The organism is Mesorhizobium sp. M0518 (assembly GCF_040321125.1).
In the GTDB taxonomy this organism is placed as follows: Bacteria; Pseudomonadota; Alphaproteobacteria; order Rhizobiales; family Rhizobiaceae; genus Mesorhizobium.
On the sequence record NZ_JAMYQY010000002.1, the window covers coordinates 155,822 to 175,981 of the forward strand.

General features: G+C 62.8%; 19 protein-coding genes, 1 tRNA gene and 1 pseudogene. 11 read left to right on the plus strand and 10 right to left on the minus strand.

Annotated features, from left to right (window positions below; all coding sequences use genetic code 11):
• Nucleotides 1–33 precede the first annotated feature (33 nt).
• Nucleotides 34–1,029 carry a GTP 3',8-cyclase MoaA gene (gene moaA / locus NKI66_RS03645; protein WP_031213805.1) on the minus strand — a complete coding sequence of 332 codons (996 nt, stop codon included), beginning with the start codon at nucleotides 1,027–1,029 and terminating at the stop codon, nucleotides 34–36.
• A 196-nt stretch (nucleotides 1,030–1,225) separates the two neighbouring features.
• On the opposite strand from moaA, the gene NKI66_RS03650 reads away from it, so the two are divergent.
• The gene (locus NKI66_RS03650) at nucleotides 1,226–1,579 is read left to right on the plus strand and encodes a gamma-butyrobetaine hydroxylase family protein (protein ID WP_023813958.1); all 354 of its coding nucleotides are present in this window, start codon (nucleotides 1,226–1,228) and stop codon (nucleotides 1,577–1,579) included.
• A gap of 73 nt (nucleotides 1,580–1,652) precedes the next feature.
• Nucleotides 1,653–2,264, plus strand: coding sequence for a pyridoxamine 5'-phosphate oxidase family protein (locus NKI66_RS03655; protein ID WP_352721504.1), 612 nt, complete (start codon nucleotides 1,653–1,655; stop codon nucleotides 2,262–2,264).
• Nucleotides 2,265–2,281: 17 nt separating this feature from the next.
• On the opposite strand, the gene NKI66_RS03660 is transcribed toward NKI66_RS03655, so the two are convergent.
• Nucleotides 2,282–2,734: a MarR family winged helix-turn-helix transcriptional regulator gene (locus tag NKI66_RS03660; RefSeq protein ID WP_023813960.1), complete on the minus strand. Its 453-nt coding sequence runs from the start codon at nucleotides 2,732–2,734 to the stop codon at nucleotides 2,282–2,284.
• Between the two features lie 47 nt (nucleotides 2,735–2,781).
• Between NKI66_RS03660 and NKI66_RS03665 the strand changes: the two genes are divergently transcribed.
• Nucleotides 2,782–3,690: an alpha/beta hydrolase gene (locus tag NKI66_RS03665; protein ID WP_023813961.1), complete on the plus strand. Its 909-nt coding sequence runs from the start codon at nucleotides 2,782–2,784 to the stop codon at nucleotides 3,688–3,690.
• 13 nt (nucleotides 3,691–3,703) lie between these two features.
• On the opposite strand, the gene NKI66_RS03670 is transcribed toward NKI66_RS03665, so the two are convergent.
• Together NKI66_RS03670 and NKI66_RS03675 are read right to left on the minus strand one after the other, a co-directional pair.
• Nucleotides 3,704–4,099: a rhodanese-like domain-containing protein gene (locus NKI66_RS03670; RefSeq protein ID WP_023813962.1), complete on the minus strand. Its 396-nt coding sequence runs from the start codon at nucleotides 4,097–4,099 to the stop codon at nucleotides 3,704–3,706.
• A gap of 108 nt (nucleotides 4,100–4,207) precedes the next feature.
• Nucleotides 4,208–4,822 carry a TetR/AcrR family transcriptional regulator gene (locus tag NKI66_RS03675; RefSeq protein ID WP_023813963.1) on the minus strand — a complete coding sequence of 205 codons (615 nt, stop codon included), beginning with the start codon at nucleotides 4,820–4,822 and terminating at the stop codon, nucleotides 4,208–4,210.
• Between the two features lie 98 nt (nucleotides 4,823–4,920).
• Here NKI66_RS03675 and NKI66_RS03680 point away from each other — a divergent pair, with 98 nt between their 5' ends.
• From NKI66_RS03680 to NKI66_RS03690, 3 genes and pseudogenes are all read left to right on the plus strand, one after another.
• Nucleotides 4,921–5,667 (plus strand): 3-oxoacyl-ACP reductase family protein, encoded by a 747-nt coding sequence (locus NKI66_RS03680; protein ID WP_023813964.1) that lies wholly within the window; start codon nucleotides 4,921–4,923, stop codon nucleotides 5,665–5,667.
• A gap of 209 nt (nucleotides 5,668–5,876) precedes the next feature.
• Nucleotides 5,877–7,775 (plus strand): L,D-transpeptidase family protein, encoded by a 1,899-nt coding sequence (locus NKI66_RS03685; RefSeq protein ID WP_352750954.1) that lies wholly within the window; start codon nucleotides 5,877–5,879, stop codon nucleotides 7,773–7,775.
• Nucleotides 7,776–8,142: 367 nt separating this feature from the next.
• Nucleotides 8,143–9,053: pseudogene (locus NKI66_RS03690) on the plus strand (arginase family protein).
• A 153-nt stretch (nucleotides 9,054–9,206) separates the two neighbouring features.
• On the opposite strand, the gene NKI66_RS03695 reads toward NKI66_RS03690, so the two are convergent.
• Nucleotides 9,207–9,692, minus strand: coding sequence for a hypothetical protein (locus tag NKI66_RS03695; RefSeq protein ID WP_032909546.1), 486 nt, complete (start codon nucleotides 9,690–9,692; stop codon nucleotides 9,207–9,209).
• A 219-nt stretch (nucleotides 9,693–9,911) separates the two neighbouring features.
• Nucleotides 9,912–10,169, minus strand: a complete 258-nt coding sequence (locus NKI66_RS03700) for a PepSY domain-containing protein (RefSeq protein WP_023813967.1) — start codon at nucleotides 10,167–10,169, stop codon at nucleotides 9,912–9,914.
• Nucleotides 10,170–10,842: 673 nt separating this feature from the next.
• Between NKI66_RS03700 and NKI66_RS03710 the strand changes: the two genes are divergently transcribed.
• On the plus strand, nucleotides 10,843–11,196 hold the full coding sequence (locus NKI66_RS03710; RefSeq protein WP_031213807.1) for a hypothetical protein: 354 nt from the start codon (nucleotides 10,843–10,845) through the stop codon (nucleotides 11,194–11,196).
• A gap of 49 nt (nucleotides 11,197–11,245) precedes the next feature.
• Here the strand turns inward: NKI66_RS03710 and NKI66_RS03715 are convergent.
• Together NKI66_RS03715 and NKI66_RS03720 are read right to left on the minus strand one after the other, a co-directional pair.
• Nucleotides 11,246–11,320: transfer RNA gene (locus tag NKI66_RS03715), tRNA-Val, on the minus strand.
• Nucleotides 11,321–11,681: 361 nt separating this feature from the next.
• Nucleotides 11,682–12,362: a phosphoglycolate phosphatase gene (locus NKI66_RS03720; RefSeq protein WP_352750957.1), complete on the minus strand. Its 681-nt coding sequence runs from the start codon at nucleotides 12,360–12,362 to the stop codon at nucleotides 11,682–11,684.
• A 321-nt stretch (nucleotides 12,363–12,683) separates the two neighbouring features.
• Between NKI66_RS03720 and rpiA the strand changes: the two genes are divergently transcribed.
• The 3 genes from rpiA (at nucleotide 12,684) to gor (ending at nucleotide 15,512) form a co-directional block, all read left to right on the plus strand.
• On the plus strand, nucleotides 12,684–13,415 hold the full coding sequence (gene rpiA, locus NKI66_RS03725) for a ribose-5-phosphate isomerase RpiA (protein WP_023813970.1): 732 nt from the start codon (nucleotides 12,684–12,686) through the stop codon (nucleotides 13,413–13,415).
• Nucleotides 13,402–14,004 (plus strand): DUF2059 domain-containing protein, encoded by a 603-nt coding sequence (locus tag NKI66_RS03730; protein ID WP_352442439.1) that lies wholly within the window; start codon nucleotides 13,402–13,404, stop codon nucleotides 14,002–14,004. Before rpiA ends, NKI66_RS03730 begins: the two co-directional genes overlap by 14 nt.
• A 116-nt stretch (nucleotides 14,005–14,120) precedes the next feature.
• Nucleotides 14,121–15,512 (plus strand): glutathione-disulfide reductase, encoded by a 1,392-nt coding sequence (gor, locus tag NKI66_RS03735; RefSeq protein ID WP_023811873.1) that lies wholly within the window; start codon nucleotides 14,121–14,123, stop codon nucleotides 15,510–15,512.
• 66 nt (nucleotides 15,513–15,578) lie between these two features.
• Here the strand turns inward: gor and mgtE are convergent, their stop codons facing one another.
• The gene (gene mgtE / locus NKI66_RS03740) at nucleotides 15,579–16,943 is read right to left on the minus strand and encodes a magnesium transporter (RefSeq protein ID WP_023811874.1); all 1,365 of its coding nucleotides are present in this window, start codon (nucleotides 16,941–16,943) and stop codon (nucleotides 15,579–15,581) included.
• A 273-nt stretch (nucleotides 16,944–17,216) separates the two neighbouring features.
• Nucleotides 17,217–19,115 (minus strand): ABC transporter ATP-binding protein/permease, encoded by a 1,899-nt coding sequence (locus NKI66_RS03745; RefSeq protein WP_352677249.1) that lies wholly within the window; start codon nucleotides 19,113–19,115, stop codon nucleotides 17,217–17,219.
• Nucleotides 19,116–19,713: 598 nt separating this feature from the next.
• Between NKI66_RS03745 and NKI66_RS03750 the strand changes: the two genes are divergently transcribed.
• Nucleotides 19,714–20,151, plus strand: a complete 438-nt coding sequence (locus NKI66_RS03750; RefSeq protein ID WP_352612226.1) for a hypothetical protein — start codon at nucleotides 19,714–19,716, stop codon at nucleotides 20,149–20,151.
• Nucleotides 20,152–20,160 lie beyond the last annotated feature (9 nt).

Here is a 20,160-nt window from a genome sequence, read left to right on the forward strand (position 1 = left end):
GCACGGCAATTCTTGCACAGATCGGCGGGAAGATCAGCCGCCGGTGACGCTCATATGGCGCGATACCGATGGGCGGCTGGTGCGGCGGTCGATGATGAAGTCATGGCCTTTCGGCTTGCGGCCGATCGCTTCGTCTATCGCTTCGGCGACCAGCTCGTTGCCTTCGGAGGCGCGCAAGGGCGCGCGCAGGTCAGCGGCATCTTCCTGGCCCAGGCACATATAGAGGGTGCCGGTGCAGGTCAGCCGGACGCGGTTGCAGCTTTCGCAGAAATTATGCGTCATCGGCGTGATGAAGCCGAGCCGTCCGCCGGTCTCGGCGACCTGGACGTAGCGGGCCGGGCCGCCGGTCTTGAAGGGAATGTCGGTCAGCGTGAACTGGCGTTCCAGCGACGCGCGCAGCAGCGACAGCGGCAAATACTGGTCGGTGCGGTCGGCATCGATCTCGCCCATCGGCATGGTTTCGATGACCGTCAGGTCCATGCCGCGGCCATGCGCCCAGCGCATCATCTCGGGCAGCTCGGCGTCGTTGAAATCCTTCAGCGCCACCGCGTTGAGCTTGACCTTCAGCCCCGCCGCCTGCGCGGCATCGATGCCTTGCATGACCTTGTCGAGATGGCCCCAGCGGGTGATCTTGTGGAACTTGTCGGCATCGAGCGTATCGAGCGACACGTTGATGCGCTTCACGCCGCAATCGGCGAGTTCGGCGGCAAAGCGCGACAGCTGCGAGCCGTTGGTGGTCAGCGTCAGTTCTTCCAGCGCGCCGCTGGCGAGATGCCGCGACAGCTGGCGCACCAGATGCATGATGTTCTTGCGCACCAGCGGCTCGCCGCCAGTCAGGCGCAATCGCCTGACGCCCTTTTCGATGAAAACCGTGCACAGCCGATCGAGCTCTTCCAGCGACAGCAGGTCCTTCTTCGGCAGGAAGGCCATGTCCTCGGCCATGCAATAGGTGCAGCGGAAATCGCAGCGGTCGGTGACCGACACGCGGAGATAGCTGATCGTGCGGCCGAAAGGATCAATCATGTCCATGCAAGCGCTTCCCGTGGCCGTGAACGGCTTCGTTATATACCGCTATGTGATACGATCCGGCCATTCATTCAAGATACCGCCTCTCGATCTTTGGTAACACCCCTCAGCCGACATCGCATGTCGGTCGGTCTCATCAGGTCTTTTCCCGTTTGGCGAAGCGGCGTAGGGAAAGGCGGATGAGACGGGATCGAACAGCATGACCGCACCGAAAGAGCTCAGGGTCTCCAAGGACCGCAAACTTTTGTCCGTCACCTTTCCCGACCATCGGCCGTTCGAACTGCCGGCGGAACTGCTGCGCGTCGCCTCGCCATCGGCCGAAGTGCAGGGCCATTCGCCGGATCAGCGGGTGACGGTCCCCGGCAAGCGCAATGTCGCAATCCTCAAGATCGAGCCAGTCGGCAACTACGCCGTGCGCATCACCTTCGACGATTTCCACGACACCGGCATCTTCACCTGGAATTACCTGCATACGCTCGGCCACGAGAAGGATGCGCGCTGGGAAGCCTATCTCGCGGAGCTTGCGGAAAAGGGCCTGAGCCGGGACCGCTAAAATTGATTCCCCTCGCTGTCGTCAAAACGTCATCGATATGACGTAGCGCCGGCAAAAGTTTGGAGGCGAAAACATGTCCGTCATCACCACGGTCGAGCAGCTCGAGGCGCTCTATGGCGTTCCAGGCGAGGCCTCGCTGGTCAAGGAACTCGACCAAATCATTCCCGAATATGCCGCCTTCATCGAAGCCTCGCCGTTCGTCGCGCTGGCGACCAGTGGCCCGGAGGGGCTGGACTGTTCGCCGCGCGGCGATCTCGCCGGCTTTGTGCGCATCCATGATCCGAAAACCCTGATGATGCCGGATCGTCGCGGCAACAACCGCGCCGATTCGCTGAAAAACATCATCCGCGACCCACGCGTCGGCCTGCTGTTCCTGGTACCGGGCTCCGGCACGACGCTGCGTGTCAACGGCCGCGCTCATATCACCACGGATACGGCGCTGTGCGCATCATTCACGGTGGACGGCAAGGCGGCGCGATCGGTAACCGTCGTCGACATCGATTCGGTCTATTTCCAATGCGCCCGGGCCATCGTCCGTTCCGAGCTCTGGAACGCGGCAAGGCACGTCGACCCGAAGTCGCTGCCGACGCCCGGACAAATCCTGGAAATCACCAGCCGCAGCAACATCGACGGCGAAACCTACGACAAGGAATGGCCGGAGCGGGCGAAGAAGACGATGTGGTAGGTCTGGCTGAAAGGTCGTCACGCCTCTTTTAGCACATCATAGATCTTGCGCATCTGCTCGCCGATCATGTCGCATTGTTCCGGCGTCGACTGGCTCATCGCCTTCTCGATCAGCGCCATATGCACTTTCAGCGCCTGCATCAGCAGCGCCTCGCCGGCCTCGGTGAGCGCGAGCCGCAGGATGCGCTTGTCCTTCTCATCACCTTCGCGGCGCAGCAGGCCGCGCGCCTCCAGCTGCGGCAAAAGCATGGTGATGTTGGAGCGGCCGACGAGCAGCTTGCGGGCAAGATCGTGCTGCGACATGCCGGGGTGGCGATAGAGGTTCATCAGCACGTCGAGCTGCGCCGGTTTCAAATCGAGCGGTGCAAGCTTCACCGCGAGCGTGCGCTCCAGCACATGGCATGCGCGCGCCACCGCGACCCAGTTGCGGAAACGGGGGTTGTCCCAAGGCAGCTCTTGTTTATTGTTCATCTTTGAACTATTATGTTCATGCTTGAACGTATGGATGGATTTTCACTATGGCATCATTCGGGCTGAAGGTCATCCGGGGCGTGTTCGGTGCGGCAGAGCGTGTCGCGCCGCGGCTTAGCGGACGCGCGGCGTTCGAATTGTTCTGCCGCACCCCGAATGTCAAGGTGCTCAGCGATGGCGAGCGCCGCGCTGTCGAGCGTGCGGCCGGGTTCATGACCGAGGCGCGACATCACCGACTGAAGACCGCGACCGGCTGCGTCATGGTGCACGAGTTCCGGCCCGAGCCGGGCAGGGCGGCCGCCGGCACGGTGCTCGTCGTCCATGGCTGGCGCTCGCGCACCGAATATATGCGCGCCTTGATCGAAGGCTATCGCGCCGCCGGCTACAGGGTCGTTTCGCTTGACCTGCCCGGCCACGGCCAGTCGCAGGGCCGGCGCCTGAACATGGTCAATGCCGTGGATGCGGTGCGAATTGCCGGCGAATGGTTCGGCCCCTTCGTGGCGGCGGTCGGCCATTCCTTCGGCGGCGCCGTCGCCGCCAATGCCATCGCCGGTTCGGTCAAGAACATTCCGCCGCTGGCGGCCGGACGCCTGGTGCTGATCGCGGCGCCAAGTTCCCTGCCGGCGATCTTTGCCGACTTCAGTCATATGTTGAATGTCGGCCCGCGCTCGCAAGCCGCCATGGCGGACCGGGTCGAGCATCTTTCCGGCCGGCCGCTGCACGAATTCACCGGCGACCGTCAGCTCGCCCAGGCGCCGGTGCCGACCCTGGTCATCCATGCGCAGGACGATCGCGAAGTGTCGGCCGATCATGCAAGGCGCTATGCCGGCGCCGGCGGCCATGTGCGGCTCTACTGGGCCGACGGGCTCGGCCACCGCCGTATTCTCGCCGACAAGGGCGTGGTCGAACGCGCGGTCGGCTTCGTGACGCATCGCGAGCCATTGCTGCTGCACTGAGCGGCGGTCGAGATTATTTCTTCTTCTCGCCGGGTTCGACCGGCAGTCCGGCGGCCTTCCAGGCGGTGTAGCCGCCAAGGATGTGCTTGACCGGCGAAAGCCCCATGTCCTGCGCCGTCTTTGTGGCCAGCGCCGAGCGCCAGCCGCCGGCGCAGAAGAACACGAAGCTCTTTCCCGAGGCGAAGAACGGCTTGTGGTAAGGGCTTTCGGGGTCGATCCAGAACTCCAGCATGCCGCGCGTGACATGCTTGGCGCCGGGAATCTTGCCGTCGCGTTCCACTTCGCGTGGATCGCGCAGATCGACGAAGATCGTGTCTTCATCGTCGAGCAGCCCGGCCGCTTCCTCCGGCGAAACCACCTCGATCACGGCGTTCGCCTCGTCCAGCAGCTCGCGATAACCCTTTTTCACACTCTCATCCCTCCCGGCCTTGCCGGCCCTAGCATTGCTGGCCTCCCGGCCTTGCCGGCCCTAGCATTGCTGGCAAGTCAGAATTTCGAGCACACCAGCCGGCGTTTGTCACGCCGCGTTGCCGCCGGCCAGCGTCCTCCAGGCCGCCATGGCCCCGGCAACCGTCGCCAGCAGGGCATCGTGCGAGGCGCCGTCGCGTGCCTGGATCGACATGCCGTGCTGGACCGTGGCGAAGAAAGTCGCGGCGGCGCTCGCATCGAAATTCGCCGGCAATTCGCCTTCGGCAACGCCGCGCTCGAGACGCTTCTGCAGGGCGGTGTGGTTTTCGGCACGGCGACGGCGCAGATCGGCGCAGATGGCGCCTCGGCTCGAATCCTGATGCAGCGCGCCGAGCGTGATCAGGCAGCCCTGCGGACGATCGCTCTGCGCATAGGCCTTCGCCGTCAGGCACAGGAATTGTTCGATCGCCTGCCGCGCGGTCGGAGCTTCCTCCAGCGCCAGCCAGATGTCGGCACCCTCGGTGTGCGAGTAAAAATCCGTCGCCTCGAGGAACAGCGCCTCCTTGCTGCCGAAGGCGGCATAGAGGCTGGGCGAGTTGATGCCCATGGCGGCGGTCAGATCGCTCATCGATGCGCCTTCGTAGCCACGCGCCCAGAACACCTGCATAGCGCGGCGCAGGGCTGCGGTTCGATCGAAGGTGCGGGGGCGGCCTCGTTCCGACATGATGATCTTTTCTGTGTTGATCGATACATAATTAAGTTGACGCCGGTGGGCAAGGCTGACAGATATTTATGTATCGATCGTTACAAAAGGAGAAATCGATGTCTTCCAGCAAATTGAACGGCAAGGCCGCGCTCGTCACCGGCGGCAGTCGCGGCATCGGTGCGGCGATTGCGCGACGGCTCGCGGCCAACGGCGCCAGTGTCGCTCTGACTTATGTGCATGGCGAGGAGCAGGCTCGCTCGGTTGTGGCCGAAATCGAGGCCAAGGGCGGCCGCGCCATCGCGATCAGGGCCGACAACCGCGATGCGGTGGCCATAGACAAGGCCGTCGACGACGCAGTGACCGCTTTTGGCCGGCTTGACATCCTGGTCAACAGCGCCGGCATCTGGCGGGCCGCCCCCATCGACACGCTGTCGCTCGCAGATTTCGACGAGACCATGGAGGTCAATCTCCGGGGCCCGTTCATCGCTTCCAAGGCCGCGGCCGTGCATATGGGTGAGGGCGGCAGGATCATCTCGATTGGCAGCAACCTTGCCGAGAGGGCGACCGACGGCAGCCTCACGGCCTATTCAGCCAGCAAGGCGGCGCTGGTCGGCCTGACCAAGGCGCTGGCGCGCGACCTCGGCCCGCGCGGCATCACCGCCAACGTCGTCCACCCCGGTTCGACCGACACCGACATGAACCCGGCCGACGGCCCGCATGCCGAGCATCAGCGCCGGAAGATGGCAACACAGCGTTTCGGCAAGGCCGATGACATTGCCGGCATGGTCGCCTGGCTTGCAGGCCCTGAAGGCCGCTTCGTCACCGGCGCTGCCCTGACCATCGATGGCGGCGCCAACGCCTGATCCCGAGAGATTTCCGGCTGGGGCGGAACAACCCTCCGCTCCAGCCGTCACGATCTTGTGAAACCGTTCTGCAACAGGCTTTCCAAAATTTATGAAAGCTTAACGAAATCGGTATGAATCAGTATAGTCGCGCCTTACATCCGCCATGCGGTGAGCGGGACGATCTAGCGTGCGGAACGGGAACCGGTTGCGGCCGGAGCGGGTGATTCATGAAATTCCTCGGAAACAAAGCAACCGTGATGCCGCTGATGGCGATCACGGCAACGCTGGCTTTCGGTGTACCCCAGGCAGGCGCGCAGGGGCTGTTCGACATGCTGTTCGGCGGCGGCGTCAAGCATGCGCCGAAAGGCGAGTTTCCGCCTCCGCCACCGAAGCACAAGCCAAAGCCGAAGGCTCCGGCCAGCGGTGGCGGTGGCGGTGGCGGTGCGAGAATCAGCAGCCCATCCTACTACACCTACAAGGCCGACCGGCTGGTTCGCGTCGACTTCTCGGCGCTGGCCCCGACGCCAGAGCCGGCGACGCCACAGGATGCGGCTTTCGTGCCGTCGGCAACGGGCGCCGCGTTTCGTGATGCGGTTGCCAGCTTGGGTGACTACGAACTCTTAGCCGAGCCCGACATCGCCAAGGCGCTGATCGCGTATTACTCGGCCAATCCGGATTTCATCTGGATAAGCGGAACCAGCCTCAACAGCCGCGCGCAGGATGCGGTGCGGGTGCTTGGCGAGGCTTCAAGCTATGGTCTCACGCCCGCCGACTATACGGTCGAAGTGCCCGCTGCCGGCGCATCGTCGTCCGATGCCAATACGCAACTGAAAGAGCTCGTCCGTTTCGAGATGGCGCTTTCCGCGCGTGTGCTGCGCTATGCCCACGACGCCCAGAACGGCCGCGTCGATCCCAACCGCATGACCGGCTACTATGATTTCCCGGCCAAGCCGCTCGACTTGCAAGGCGTGCTGAGGACGCTGGCGCATACCCAGCAAGTGCGCACCTATCTCGAGTCGCGGCATCCGCAGAATGCGGAATACCAGGCGCTGCGTGTCGAACTCGAATCGCTGCAGGCCAGTGCGGAAAACGAAATCGTCGTCGACCCCAAGCTGTTGCTGAAGCCGGACGAAACCAGTCCCGAACTGCCGAAGCTCTTGACCTTGATCGCGCGCAATCTCGATGACGATATGGGCGGCGCCTATGGCGAAATCCTGTCCAGGCTGGCCACCAGCGAGGTTTATGTTCCGGAACTGGTTCCGGTCATCAAGGCGGTGCAGCAGAAGGCAGGCATGAAGGGCGACGGCGTCATCGGCCCGCGCACCGTCGCGACGTTGGCCGGAACATCCAAGGCCGACAAGCTGCTGAAGGTGGAAGTGGCGCTGGAGGAACTGCGCTGGCTGCCCTCCGATCTTGGCAGTCCGCGCGTCTTCATCAACCAGCCAGCCTTCACCGCAAGCTACATCGACAATGGCGAGGAAAAGCTCAAGACGCGTGTCGTCGTTGGCCGGACCACCAACCAGACCTCTTTCTTCTACGACCAGATCAAGCAGGTCGATTTCCATCCCTATTGGGGCGTGCCGCAGTCGATCATCGTCAACGAGATGCTGCCGAGATTGCGCAACGATCCGGGCTATCTCGACCGGGCCGGCTACGAGGTGACGGATTCGCGCGGCAAGCGCATTCCTTCGTCGGCGGTCAATTGGGGCGCCTATGGCTCCAACATCCCCTACAGCGTTCGCCAGCAGCCGAGCGAGGCCAACGCGCTGGGCGAGTTGAAGATCCTGTTCCCCAACAAGCACGCGATCTACATGCACGACACCCCGCAGAAATCATTCTTCCAGCGGGATATGCGCGCGCTCAGCCATGGCTGCGTGCGGCTGCAGGACCCGCGCGGCATGGCGGCGGCGGTGCTTGGCACCTCCGTGGACTATATCGCCGAGAAGCTGAAGCACGGCCACTCGACCGAGAACGTGACACGCACGATCCCGGTCTATGTCGCCTATTTCACCGCCTGGCCCGATCTGTCCGGCAAGGTCGAATATTTCGGCGACGTCTACGACCGCGATTCGCGCCTGAAGCAGGCTCTGGACGCTACGGAGGCGGTTCGCTCGCCTTTGAGTTGATCCAGGACTTCGGTAGACCGTTAACTCATAAATACGGAATGACCGAAAGCGGAAAGGCGGCTGAGAGGGAACGAGGAGCGGCGGCTACCGTTATCGAACAAGCTCAAAACGCAACTGTGATCCTGTTTCGGTAGGGACGAACGATGTTGAGCGATCGAAGCGATTCTGCGACGGTGTTTTGCCATCGTCGGCATTCTGCCGATGGCTGACGAAGGTCGACCAAGCTACGGAAGTGGGCACGTTTCGCTTCAGCGTTCAGATGGAAGACGCGCAACCGTTGGCACGACACCATAGCGACGATGCCAACGACTTCGGGCCTTCATTCGCGATCACACGGCCACAAAAGGGGCCCTGACCTACTCGCGAAATGGTCACTAACGGAGGCGCCTATGTCGAGCCATTATGCGATTCTCGAAGCCCCTCCACGCTGGGCCTGGCGACCGACGGTGTGGAGCGCTTGCCTGACCGGCTCCTGGACCTTGCCTTGCGGAGCGCATCCAGGCGCGCCGCGCCGGGCGGCTGGCTGTGCCTGCGAAGGACCCGACGCCCGATCCCGAGACCGGCACCCTGAACGCCAGGGCAATTGCGCAGTGGTCGCCCCAGCTCGCCGACGCCGTGGAAGCGGTGCTTGACGCAGGCGGGTTTCCAGTGGTGCTGGGCGGCGATTGCACGATCGTGCTGGGCTCGGCGCTCGCGTTTCGACGACGCGGCCGCTACGGCTTGCTCTTCATTGACGGCAACGCCGATTTCTTCCAGCCAGAGGCGGAACCCAATGGTGAGGGCGCCTCGATGGACCTCGCCTTCGTCACCGGCTACGGTCCATCGCTCCTGACCGACATCGAAGGTCGCGGTCCTCTGGTCCGCCCTGAAGACGCTGTCGCCTTCGCGTATCGCGATCACAAGGATCAGGAGGAGTACGGAAGCCAGCCGCTCCCCGAAGAGCTCAAGGTGCTTGACCTTCCCGCTGTGCGCGCCACGGGCATCGAGGCCGCCGCACGCGAAGCGATCGATCACCTGACGAGAGCTGAATTGGACGGCTTCTTCATCCATCTCGACGCCGACTGTCTCGACGACGTCATCATGCCAGCTGTCGATTTTCGCGTGCTAGGCGGGTTGTCGTGGGACGAGCTGACGGCTGCGCTCCGGCTTGCCTTGGCGAGCGGCAAGGCAGTCGGCCTCGAGATCACCATCTACAATCCGCGCCTTGATGAGGACGGCAGCGCCGGACGCGGCCTCGCCGACGTACTGGCCGCTGCGCTCGGAACAGCAGCGCCATGACGACGAGCTATGGCTGCTCTCAGGCAGCAAGGCGCACTGAGCGACCGATTTGAGATCGTTTTCCGACTGGCGGCTTTCATAATGCGGCGGAATCTGTTTCTTTCAGGCTCGGCATGAGCCGATATGCCGGGCTCGCGATTGTGAGCCTGCAAGCTAGTAGCGCTGGAACAATGGCCGCCGGAAGCCGGCGTCGCGCCCGGCGATCAGCCAATAGAGCAACCCGGCGACAAGTCCGGCAGCGGCAATGATGCCGATGTCGACCCAACGCTCCGGGTCCATATCCTCCGGTGCACTCGGCCAGATCAGGGCGAAACCGCCGACCGCGGCGCCGGCGCCGAAAACCATGTGCAGCAGGACATTGCGCAACGAGAAGAACTCGGCGATCAGCGCGAAGATCAGCGTCTGCAGCGCGGTCACCACGATGGTCAGGAAATAGACGAACATGCCGAGCGGCGGCACCAGCAGCACCGCGATCGGCGAAACGCCCATGACGTCGAAATAGCTGGGCGCGTTGGGCAAGGAGCTGAGCACGCCATAGATCACCGCGATGGCGATCAGGCCGACCAGCACCGACACGAAGTAGCCGGCCAACATCATCAATATGCGCTTCATCACGTGCTTTGCCGTCGCCATCCCCATCCCCCAATGCGGCGCCCAGAGCAATTCCAGGAAAAGTGTGAAACGGTTTCCGTCCGGAATTGCGCCAAAACAAAGAGTTAGAGCGGTTCACCGTTTCCATGAAGCGGTGAACTGCTCTGGCGCACAGTCAGCCATCAAAGCGACGCTGACGCAAGGGGAGGCGCCCGCGCCGGGAATGGCCGCTGACACGGCCGGGAACGAAATGTCTGCCGGCGAACCCTATTTCGGCTCCGCCGTCACAGGATCGTAGGTGATTTCGACCTTCGCCTTGTCCGCCGTGTAATAGGTGACGGTGTAGGCGCCGCTGTCCCAGTCGACCTCGTCCACATAGCGAAAGCCGTCGCGCTGCTCGACCTTGGCGATGATCTCGGACAGCTTCTTGGCATTGGGCGGCGGCAGCGGCTTGTCGTCCGCGGCCAAGGCCGGCGCGCCGGCGAGAAGAACGGCGACGCTGGTCGCCGGCAGAAATCTGGACATGGCTTTCCCTCAAGTTTTCGTCGGAGAGAAACTCGCTGGCGTGCCGGTTTGTTCCGCAGCCGGAATGCGTGCCGATTCAGTCCACAGGTTTGCAGCTGCCCGAATAATGGGCCGCCGCCCGCTTGACTTACGCAGCGCGTCGTTGAGCGGGGTGGAGACCTGAACGGGTTCGACGAGGGTCGACGGCGGTCACGATGCTGTGGTGGTGATCGCAATAGACGCGATCCGCCGAAGTTGGCCCAGCACAGAAACGATAACCGCCGGGCACTGACCGGTCTTCGCTCACCGGGAAGCGGCACTGATAGACGCCTAGCTGAATGAGGGGGACGTCTTTCGAAATCGGTCTGATATTTTCAGGCATGGTTTTTCAGGTTCCTGGTTCATAGCCATTGCCGGCCGATGGCCGCAAAGCGACCGTGTCAAGGCGAGCTTCTCTCGTTTTGGAGGGCTGTGGATCACCATATGGTGTTGGTCGCAGCGTCAATGAAGCCCGAAACCCTGCATTTCGGAAGTCAATCATTGCGACTTAAGGCCACACCAGCTGCTGGGCGGGCGGGCTACGGAAGCGAATACATCTGTCAGCAGAAGTGTGGTCGCGTCCCCGAGCATCTCTGCGAACCGCTTCGCCGGTGCTATGGTGTGCCTGCATGATCAGGCAGCAGGGATATGAGCCATGCCCGAAGTCACCCGCCGTACACTTCTTGCGTTCACCGCCGTGGCCTCAGTCATTGAACCGACATTTGCTGAAGGGGAAGGGGCCTCACCCGGATTGCGGGCGCTGATCGGAGCCCATGAAGCCACCTATGTCGGGCTTCACAGGGTTGTTCATCAAGCGGGCAGTAGCAGCCACGAACGCAAGAGGGCAGACCGGATTGAACAGGAAGCACTGCTGGCCATCTGCTCCTATCCTGCGATCAGCCGAGGCGATCGCCGGGCCAAGGCCGATTACCTGTTGACCGCCGAGGCTCGGGGTGAACTCGACCTGGAAGAGCACATGCAGGCCATCCTGCACTCGATGAAGCGCTGATCGCGGCTGGTGCATCTCCACCAGACATCGCCAACTGCCGTAAGGATTTTGGTGGGCGATGCAGGGATTGAACCTGCGACCCCACCCGTGTGAAGGGTGTGCTCTCCCGCTGAGCTAATCGCCCGCTCGTTGCCCAAAGGCCAAGCGAGCCGCGATATAAGGGAGGCGGGTGCGGGAAGTCAAGGCGGTGTTCGGCGTTCCGACAGGATCGGATTGTCGGCCTATCCGGCCTTGTCTCGACGAGACGTGGCCGCTTCCAAAGGCAATCGAATATAGGTTCTTGCGAAGAGGACCCCCACCCTAGCCCTCCCCACAAGGGGAGGGAAGCTGCCGCGCTCTCGCCTTTTGCGTCGAGAACGTTGGAAATCTGCTGATATCAGCGCCGACGGAATCTCCTCCCCCTTTGTGGGGAGGGGTTAGGAGTGGGGGTATTCGTAGGGCGCAAGCCTTTGCCCATATGCGATTGCCTGCGCCACTCCCCGTCACTACCCGGCGGCGGCAATCAGCTTCTGCGCCAGACCGAGCGTCAGGGCGTCGAAATGCGAGATCACCGCCGAGGGCTCGAATTCGCTGACATGCCGGTCGGTGTAGCCGAAATCGACCGCCACCACCGGGATGCCGACGGCTTTCGCCGTGTCGATGTCGGTTTGCGAATCGCCGACCATCAGCGCGCAGTGCGGGTCGCCACCGGCCAGCTTGATGGTCTCGATCAGATGGCGCGGGTCGGGCTTGCGGAAGGCGAACGTGTCCTGTCCGGCGATGGCCGCGAAATGCCTGGACAGGCCGAGCGCCTCGATCAGCGCCAGCGAGTTGGCTTCGTATTTGTTGGTGCAGATGGCCAGGAGATAGCCGGCCTTTTCGAAGCGCGCGATCGCCTCGACGACACCGGGGTAGGGGCGCGATTTGCCGGGGATGTTGATTGTGTAGTGGTCGAGGAACAGTTTCAGCAGCCGGTCGTGCTCCGCGACATCGAGCGATCGCTGATGGGCGGCGTGCGCCCGCTCGATCATCACCCGGCCGCCGTGACCGACAAAACGCCTGAAGCCGGCTTCGTCGACCGCCGCGATCTCGCTGGCGGCCAGGCTGTGGTTCAGGCTGTCGAGCAGGTCCGGCGCTGTGTCGATCAGCGTACCGTCGAGGTCGAACACGATGATCGGTCGGGTCATGGTCTGTCCTGGGCAGGTGTGCAATGGGCAGGCGATAGCGGCTGCGGCGCGTCAAGGCAAGCGCGGGGCCAGTTCGTTCAGGCGGGGCCTGCCCATCAGGCCGGGCATTCGCGGCGGGCCGTCCTATATGAAAAAACCCGCCTCGACGGCGAGTTGTTGGCACAAATCAGCACCATGGACAAAAATGTAGCATAGCTGCCCTCACCGGTCAAGGAAATAATTCCTACACAGGCATCACCTGGAGAAGCGCCGTCCAGGGCTTTGACCGGACCGGCAAAAATGCTACGAGCCCGGCAGCGAATTTCCGGGGCAATTACCGACATGGATGCAAGGCAATTGAAGGTCGAAGCCGCGCGCGCCGCACTTGCCCATGTGGGCGACGGCATGCGGCTCGGCATCGGCACCGGCACCACGGCCGAAGAGTTCGTGCGGCTGCTTGCCGAAAAGGTCGCCACCGGCATGACCATCATCGGCGTGCCGACTTCGGAGCGCACCGCGTTGCTCTGCCGCGAGCTTGGCGTGCCGCTGTCGACGCTGGAGGAAACGCCAGAGCTCGATCTCACCGTCGACGGCGCCGACGAAGTCGACCCGGAACTGACCCTGATCAAGGGCGGCGGCGGCGCGCTGCTGCGCGAGAAGATCGTCGCCGCGGCGTCCCAGAGCATGATCGTCATCGCCGACCGCTCCAAGATGGTCGAGACGCTCGGTCGTTTTCCGCTGCCGATCGAGGTCAATCCGTTCGGCCTGCGCGCCACTGAAATCGCGGTTGCCACAGCGGCTGAAAAGCTCGGTCTTTCCGGGCCGGTCACATTGAGGATGACGGGGGGGCAGGCTTTTGTTACAGACGGCGGCCATTTTATCCTCGATGCATCTTTTGGCCGCATTCCGGATACAAGAGCGCTTTCGAATGCTCTCCACGCCATTCCGGGCGTGGTCGAGCATGGTCTTTTCATCGGGCTGGCTTCAGCGGCCATCATCGCCGGCGGCGACGGTATCCAAACCGTCCATGCCGCCCGAAAACCAGGGAGTTCTACCGATCATGACGTTGCATAACCGGGTTCGCAGCCTTTCCGTCCTTCTGGCGGCCTCGGCCGTTTTCGCCTTCTCTTCGCCGGCGTTTTCGCAGGATGTCACGGATTCGCACCTGAAGGCCGCCCGCGCGGCGGTCGCTGCGATCCACGCGACCGACCCGTTCGACAACATCCTGCCGCAGGCAGCCGCGGCGCTCGAATCGCAGCTGATCCAGAAGAACCCGGACATGCAGGAACTGATCGGCAAGACGATCAGCGAGAAGGCGCTGGCGCTGGCCTCGCGCCGCGCCGACCTCGAGAAGGAAGCAGCACTCGCCTACGCGAAAGTGTTCTCCGAAAAGGAACTGGCCGACATCGCCGCCTTCTACAATTCCGATTCGGGCAAGAAGCTGCTCGATAGCGGCCCGACGGTGACCCGCGAACTGGTCAAGGCAGCCGACATCTGGCAGAACGGCCTCGGCCGCGATCTCGCCCAGCAGGTTGGCGAAACGCTGGCCGCCGCCGCCAAGGCAAAGGCGCAGGCAGCACCTGCCGCGCCCGCCGACGGAGCCGCCGCTCCGGCCGATGGCGCAGCGCCCGCCGATGGCGCGGCCCCCGCGGACAATAACTGATCCCGCATTTCAAATGGCCTTGCGGCCTCCCGCGAAAGCCCGGCCTGTCCGGGCTTTTCTTTTGACGGTTTGCGGCCTACCTGTCTGACACATTTCTGAAGCTTGGGAGCCGCGTCATGGCCGGTTACGACTACGATCTTTTCGTCATCGGCGGCGGTTCGGGCGGGGTCAGGGCGGCGCGTGTCGCCGCGGCTCTCGGCAAGCGTGTCGGCATCGCCGAGGAATACCGCTATGGGGGCACCTGCGTCATCCGCGGCTGCGTGCCGAAAAAGCTCTATGTCTATGCCTCGCAATTTCCCGAGCACTTTGCCGACGCCGCCGGCTATGGCTGGACGGTGCCGGAAGCCAGTTTCGACTGGCAGACGCTGGTCGCCAACAAGGATCGCGAGATCAGCCGGCTGGAGGCGATCTACGTCAGGAACGTCGAGGGCGCCGGCGGCGAGACCTTCCACTCGCGCGCCATGATCGTCGATCCGCATGTCGTGCATCTCCTGGGTGAGGATCGCACCGTCACAGCAGACCAGATCCTGATTGCCACGGGCGGCCGCCCGGCGCCGCATCCGGCGCTGCCCGGCCATGAACATTGCATCTTTTCCAACGAGGCTTTCGACCTCAAGGAATTGCCCAAGGCGATCATGATCGAGGGCGGCGGCTACATCGCTGTCGAGTTCGCCAACATTTTTCACGGTCTCGGCGTCGACACCACGCTGGTCTATCGCGGCAAGGAGATCCTCAGCCGGTTCGACATGGACCTGCGGCGCATGCTGCACGAAACGATGGAAAAGAAGGGGATAAGAATCCTCTGCCATTCCGTGTCCGAATGGATCCGCAAGCGGCCGGACGGCCGGCTCGACGCGCTCGTCAGCGGCGGCGAGGTGCTGACCGTCGACCAGGTGATGCTGGCCATCGGCCGCATTCCCAACACCGAGAATATGGGCCTGGAAGGAATCGGACTGGAGATGACCAAGACCGGCGCCATCGCCGTCGACCAATATTCCCGCACCAACATCGACAGCATCTGGGCGATCGGCGACGTCACCAACCGCGTGCAACTGACGCCGGTGGCGATCCACGAGGCGATGTGTTTTATTGAAACCGCCTTCAAGGGAAATCCAACCGCGCCCGATCACGAGACGATCGCGACCGCCGTCTTTTCACAGCCGGAGATCGGCACTGTCGGCGTGTCGGAGGACGACGCCGTCAAACGCTTCCCCGACATCGAGATCTACCGCGCGACATTCCGGCCGATGCGGCACACCCTGTCCGGGCGGGATGAGAAGATGCTGATAAAGCTGGTGGTCAACGGCGCGTCGAAGAAAGTGCTTGGCGCCCACATATTGGGGCCGGACGCCGGCGAGATGGCGCAGCTTCTCGGCATCCCGGTGAAGGCAGGCCTGACCAAGGACGATTTCGACCGCACGATGGCCGTGCATCCGACAGCGGCGGAAGAACTGGTCACCATGTACAAGCCGACCTACCGCGTGAAGGACGGCGCGCGGGTGGATTGACGGCAAAGCCGGACTGCGGGACTCCGCCGCAGCAAGGTATTTGCCACGGCGGAGATAAGGAAGCGGCTACAGCAGCGTGCCGCGCAGGATCACCAGCGCCACCGAGAAGTAGATCACCAGCCCGGTGACATCGACCAGCGTGGCGACGAACGGCGCCGATGCGCTGGCAGGGTCGAAGCCGATACGTTTCAAGGCGAACGGCAGCATCGACCCCGACAGCGAACCGAAGGTGACGATGCCGACGAGGGCCGCGCCCACCGTCGTGGCGATCAGCGGCCAGTGCGGGCCATAGTCGTAGAAGCCCATATATTGCCACAGCGCAATGCGGCAGACGCCGACCACGCCGAGCATGGCGCCCAGCACGAGACCGGTGGGCAGCTCGCGCAGCGCCACCCGCCACCAGTCGCCAAGACCGATCTCGCGCAGCGCCAGCGCACGGATGACCAGCGAGGTCGCCTGCGAGCCGGAATTGCCGCCCGAGCTCATGATCAGCGGGATGAACAGCGTCAGCACGATCGCCTTCTCCAGCTCGCCCTCATAGCTCTGCATCGCGTTGGCCGTCAGCATCTCCGAGATGAACAGCGCGCACAGCCAGCCGCCACGTTTCTTGATCATGGCGAGGAAGCTCATCTTCATGTACGGCTCGTCCAGCGCCTCCATGCCGCCGAAACGGTGCACATCCTCGGTCGTCTCCGCGATCATCGTGTCGATGATGTCGTCGATGGTGACGATACCGAGGATCTTGCCATGGTCGACGACCGGAACGGCGAGCAGATCGTATTTGGAGATCGTCTGCGCCAGGGTTTCGCGATCGGTCAGCGGTCCGACCGTCACCGGAAGATGATCCGGCGCCACCGTTATGATCGAATCGCCGGGCTCCCCGGTGATCAGCCGGCGCAGACCCGTCGAGCGTACAAGCAGGTGCGTCTGCGGATCGACGATATAGATCGCATAAACGGTCTCGCGCGTCCGCTCCACCTTGCGGATGTAGTCTAGCGTTTGCCCGACGGTCCAGTCCGAGGGCACGCTGACGAACTCCGTCGTCATGATCGATGCGGCGCTGCCTTCGGGATAGCCGAGGATGGAGAGCAGCGTTGCGCGCAGCGGCGGCGCAAGCCCGCCAAGCAGCTCGGAACGGGCGGGCTCTTCCAGCTCGCGCAGGATGTCGGCGGCACGGTCGACCGACATCGCGGTGAGCAGCTTGCCCGCCTTGGCGCGCGGCAGCGCCTCCATGAGTTCGGACGCGCCGTCGAGTTCCGGCTGGTCGAAGATCTCGACCAGACGCTCGAACGTCACTTCACAAAGCAGTTCCGTCGCGGTCTCTCGAGGCTCCCTGTTCAGGGCCTCGACAATGTCGGCGACGTGATCGTTGGCTAGGATACGGGCAATCGCGACGGCCTCGTCGCTGGCTACGGCGGTAAATTCGTTCATGGCTCACTCCTTGCCGTCCGGCAGGACATGAACCATGTGAGGTCACGTCAGGGCGGACGGCTGTTGCGTTCGACTGTGACTGTCGCCAGGCATGGCGCGGTGACCTTTCCGCTTGCGGGTTCGCGTTTTTACTGTCTGCAAGCGGGCGCAACATAGGAGCGCGCCTTGCCGTGTCAATCGCGATGAGGAGGGAAAACGCCGGCGCGCGGCCAAGATCGCGAGACTGTGATCGCCGGCCGCCGTGCGACTACGCAGACCGGGGTGGAATAACCGTTATTTCTGCTTCAGCCGGCGCGAGAAGCGCAGCCACTTGTCCTCGACCGGCCTTGGGGCCGGCCTTGGCTGCACGAGAATGGTGGTGAGCTCGACGGGCAAGGTCGGAACCAGCGGCTTCTTGGTGGCGACGCCGTCGGCGATCGCGACGATGCTGTGATAGAATTCGCTGCCCGTCATCGATCTTGGCGCAACCGCCTCGTGCATGACGCTGATCACCGTGACATCGGGGCAGTTGTCCTTGATGGCCTGGTGGAAGGCTACCTTGCCGTCGGGGTCGAGCGCGCCGGTCGCCTCGTCGAGGAACAGCAGCCCCGGCTGCTGCAGCACGATGCGGGCCACCACCAGCTTCTGTTTCTGGCCGCCCGACAGCACCTGGTCCCAGCTTTTGCCTTCGCGGCTTTCGTCAGCCATGTGCTCGATAAAGTCGCCGAGCCCCGCCTTGTGCAGCGCCGACGCGACCTGCGCGTCGCCATGGTCGCGCTCGGAGCCCGGAAGGCAGACCAGTTGCTTCAGCGTCACTTGCTGCAGCTTGACCTCCTGGGCGGCATAGAAACTCTTGACGCCCTCGGGGAAGACGATGGTGCCGCGGCCATAGGGCCACAGGCCGTTGATCGCCTTGATCAGCGAAGTCTTGCCGCAGCCGGACTCGCCTTTCAGGAAAGTCCATTCGCCGCGCCGGAAGCGCAGATTGGCGGCGCTGAGGAACGGCGTCGCATCCTCGCCTTGATGCGCCAGTTCGAGCTTCTGGATGGTCAGGCCAAAAACCGGGTTCTGGCTGGTGTAGTGGAAATCGGAGCGGCCGGTCTGGCTGTAGAATTCCTGCGGATGCTGGACATTCTCGATCGCCTGCGCCAATTCGATGACGCGCTGGCTGTTGGCGCGCAACGTTGCGATGTTCGGCATGACGTGGATGAACCAGGAGCATTGACTGATCAGCGAATTGACCAGCTCGGAGCCGGTTATGTAGCCCTTGAGATCGAAACCGTTGTGGATGAACGGCACCAGGCCAGGTCCATAGGCGACAATGCGGGCGCCAATGAAATTGTAGATCAGCTCGAACGAATTGTAGCCTGTGTTGACGATATTCAGCCGCGCCCAAGTGCGGTCGATGTCGACATAAAGTCGATTGTGCATCGTCTTCTGCACATCCTCGCCTTGCGAGGCCGCGACATGGAAGCTGCGACGCAGGAAAGTGGTCAACTCGCCGCGATAGCTGCCTTCGGATTGCTGCATCCTGACGTTGAGCCGTTCCAGCAGACGACCCAGTTTGACCGCGATCCAAGTGTTCAGCGGCACGTAGGTGGCGACCGCCAGGAAAGCCAAAACCGCGCTGCCGTAGCTGCCGAGAAATTCCAGCCCTTTCACTTCCGCTGAGTTTTCAAGCAATTTCTGGCCGACGAAATAAAGCGATGTGGCAACACCCAGGACGCCCATGGCGAGGCCGATGGCTCCGCCGGTCATGTCCTTGATCGATTCCTGGACGCGCTGATCGATGTTGTCGGGAGCGGCATTGCCGGACGAACCATGCTGGGCGTGGAAATGCGTATGATTGGTGTCGAGCAGCGCTTCGTTGAAGCGGCTGTCCAGCCAGCCGCGCCATTTGCGGTGCAATGTCGCTGACACGAGGCTGCGGATGCCGGTGAAGCCGGCGTCCTTGAGCACGACCAGCAGCACCAGGACGCCGGCATTGACCAGCAGCGAGCGAAGCGGCGTGGTGTTGGCGGCGTCATGGAAGAAGGCGATCGAGTTGACCAGTTCGCCGGAGGCTTCGGCGAACCAAACACCGGCCTTGCTGGACAGCGCCGTGAGCAGTGCGATCACCAGCGTCAGCGTCCAGGCTTCCTTCCAGCGGTCGGAAACCCAGTAGGCCCGCATCAGGCCCCAGAAGCTGCGCATCGACGACACCGGCGTCAGAAGCGATCGCCCTGCGGCATCGCGAGGTGTTTTTTCCGGTACTGACTCTTGCGATGGTCTACCGACCCGAATCACGATCCCGCCCAAACCTTTTTTCTTTTGTTACGGATGGTAACACCAATTGATCATTTTCCATTAATTTAAAACCCGGCCGACCGGATTGCCCCGGCAGCCGTTGCCGTGAGGCAACAGATTACATGCTGTAATATAGCGACAACGGTCGACAAAAATCACGATATCGCTTTTGATTTCAAATGTTTGAGTTGGAGAAACGCAACGTTGGAACGGCTTCCCTTAGGGAAGTGTTTCACACGGTTTTGTGAACTCAAAATCGTCCAGACCGAGCGCTTTTCTCAAAGCGGGTTGACCCGAACACCCGAGAATTGCCGTTCGCGATCTCGCCGGGTTTGCCGTTGTCGTCCTTGCCGGAGGCAGGACGTGACCGGAGAATCGGCCGAGCGGCGCTTCCTTGTCGGATCGGCTGATGAACTGCGTTTGACAATTCATCCGCTTGGGATTGAACCTTGCCTGGCATCGTCGACACTCATGCATGTTCGGTTCTCCAACAAGGAAGCTCCCAATGCTTGCACGCGCGGCCGCAATCCTGTCCCTCTTCGCCTGGCTGCCCCTCGTACCTTTGGCGCATGCCGGCGAACAGAGCATCCCGGCCAGCGCCGAAGGCCAGATCGAGTTCAACACGCCGTCCGGCAACATCGGCTGCATCTACACGCCCAAAGGCGGCACCGGCACCTATGAACCAAGGGATGGTGGCCCGGAGCTGAGCTGCTCGCGCGTCGAGCCAAGCTACGTCACGATTATCCTGGGTCCGAAGGGGCCAGCCACGCTGATCAAGAACCCAGGCGAGCAGGGCTGCTGCAGCGATGTCGACAAGCTTGGCTACGGCAACAGCTGGAGCGCCGGGCCGTTCTCGTGCCAGTCGTCAAGCAAGGGACTGACCTGCACGGCCACGAACGGCCATGGATTTTTCATCAGCAAGGCCAAGGCGACGGTGAAGTAACGCTTGCTG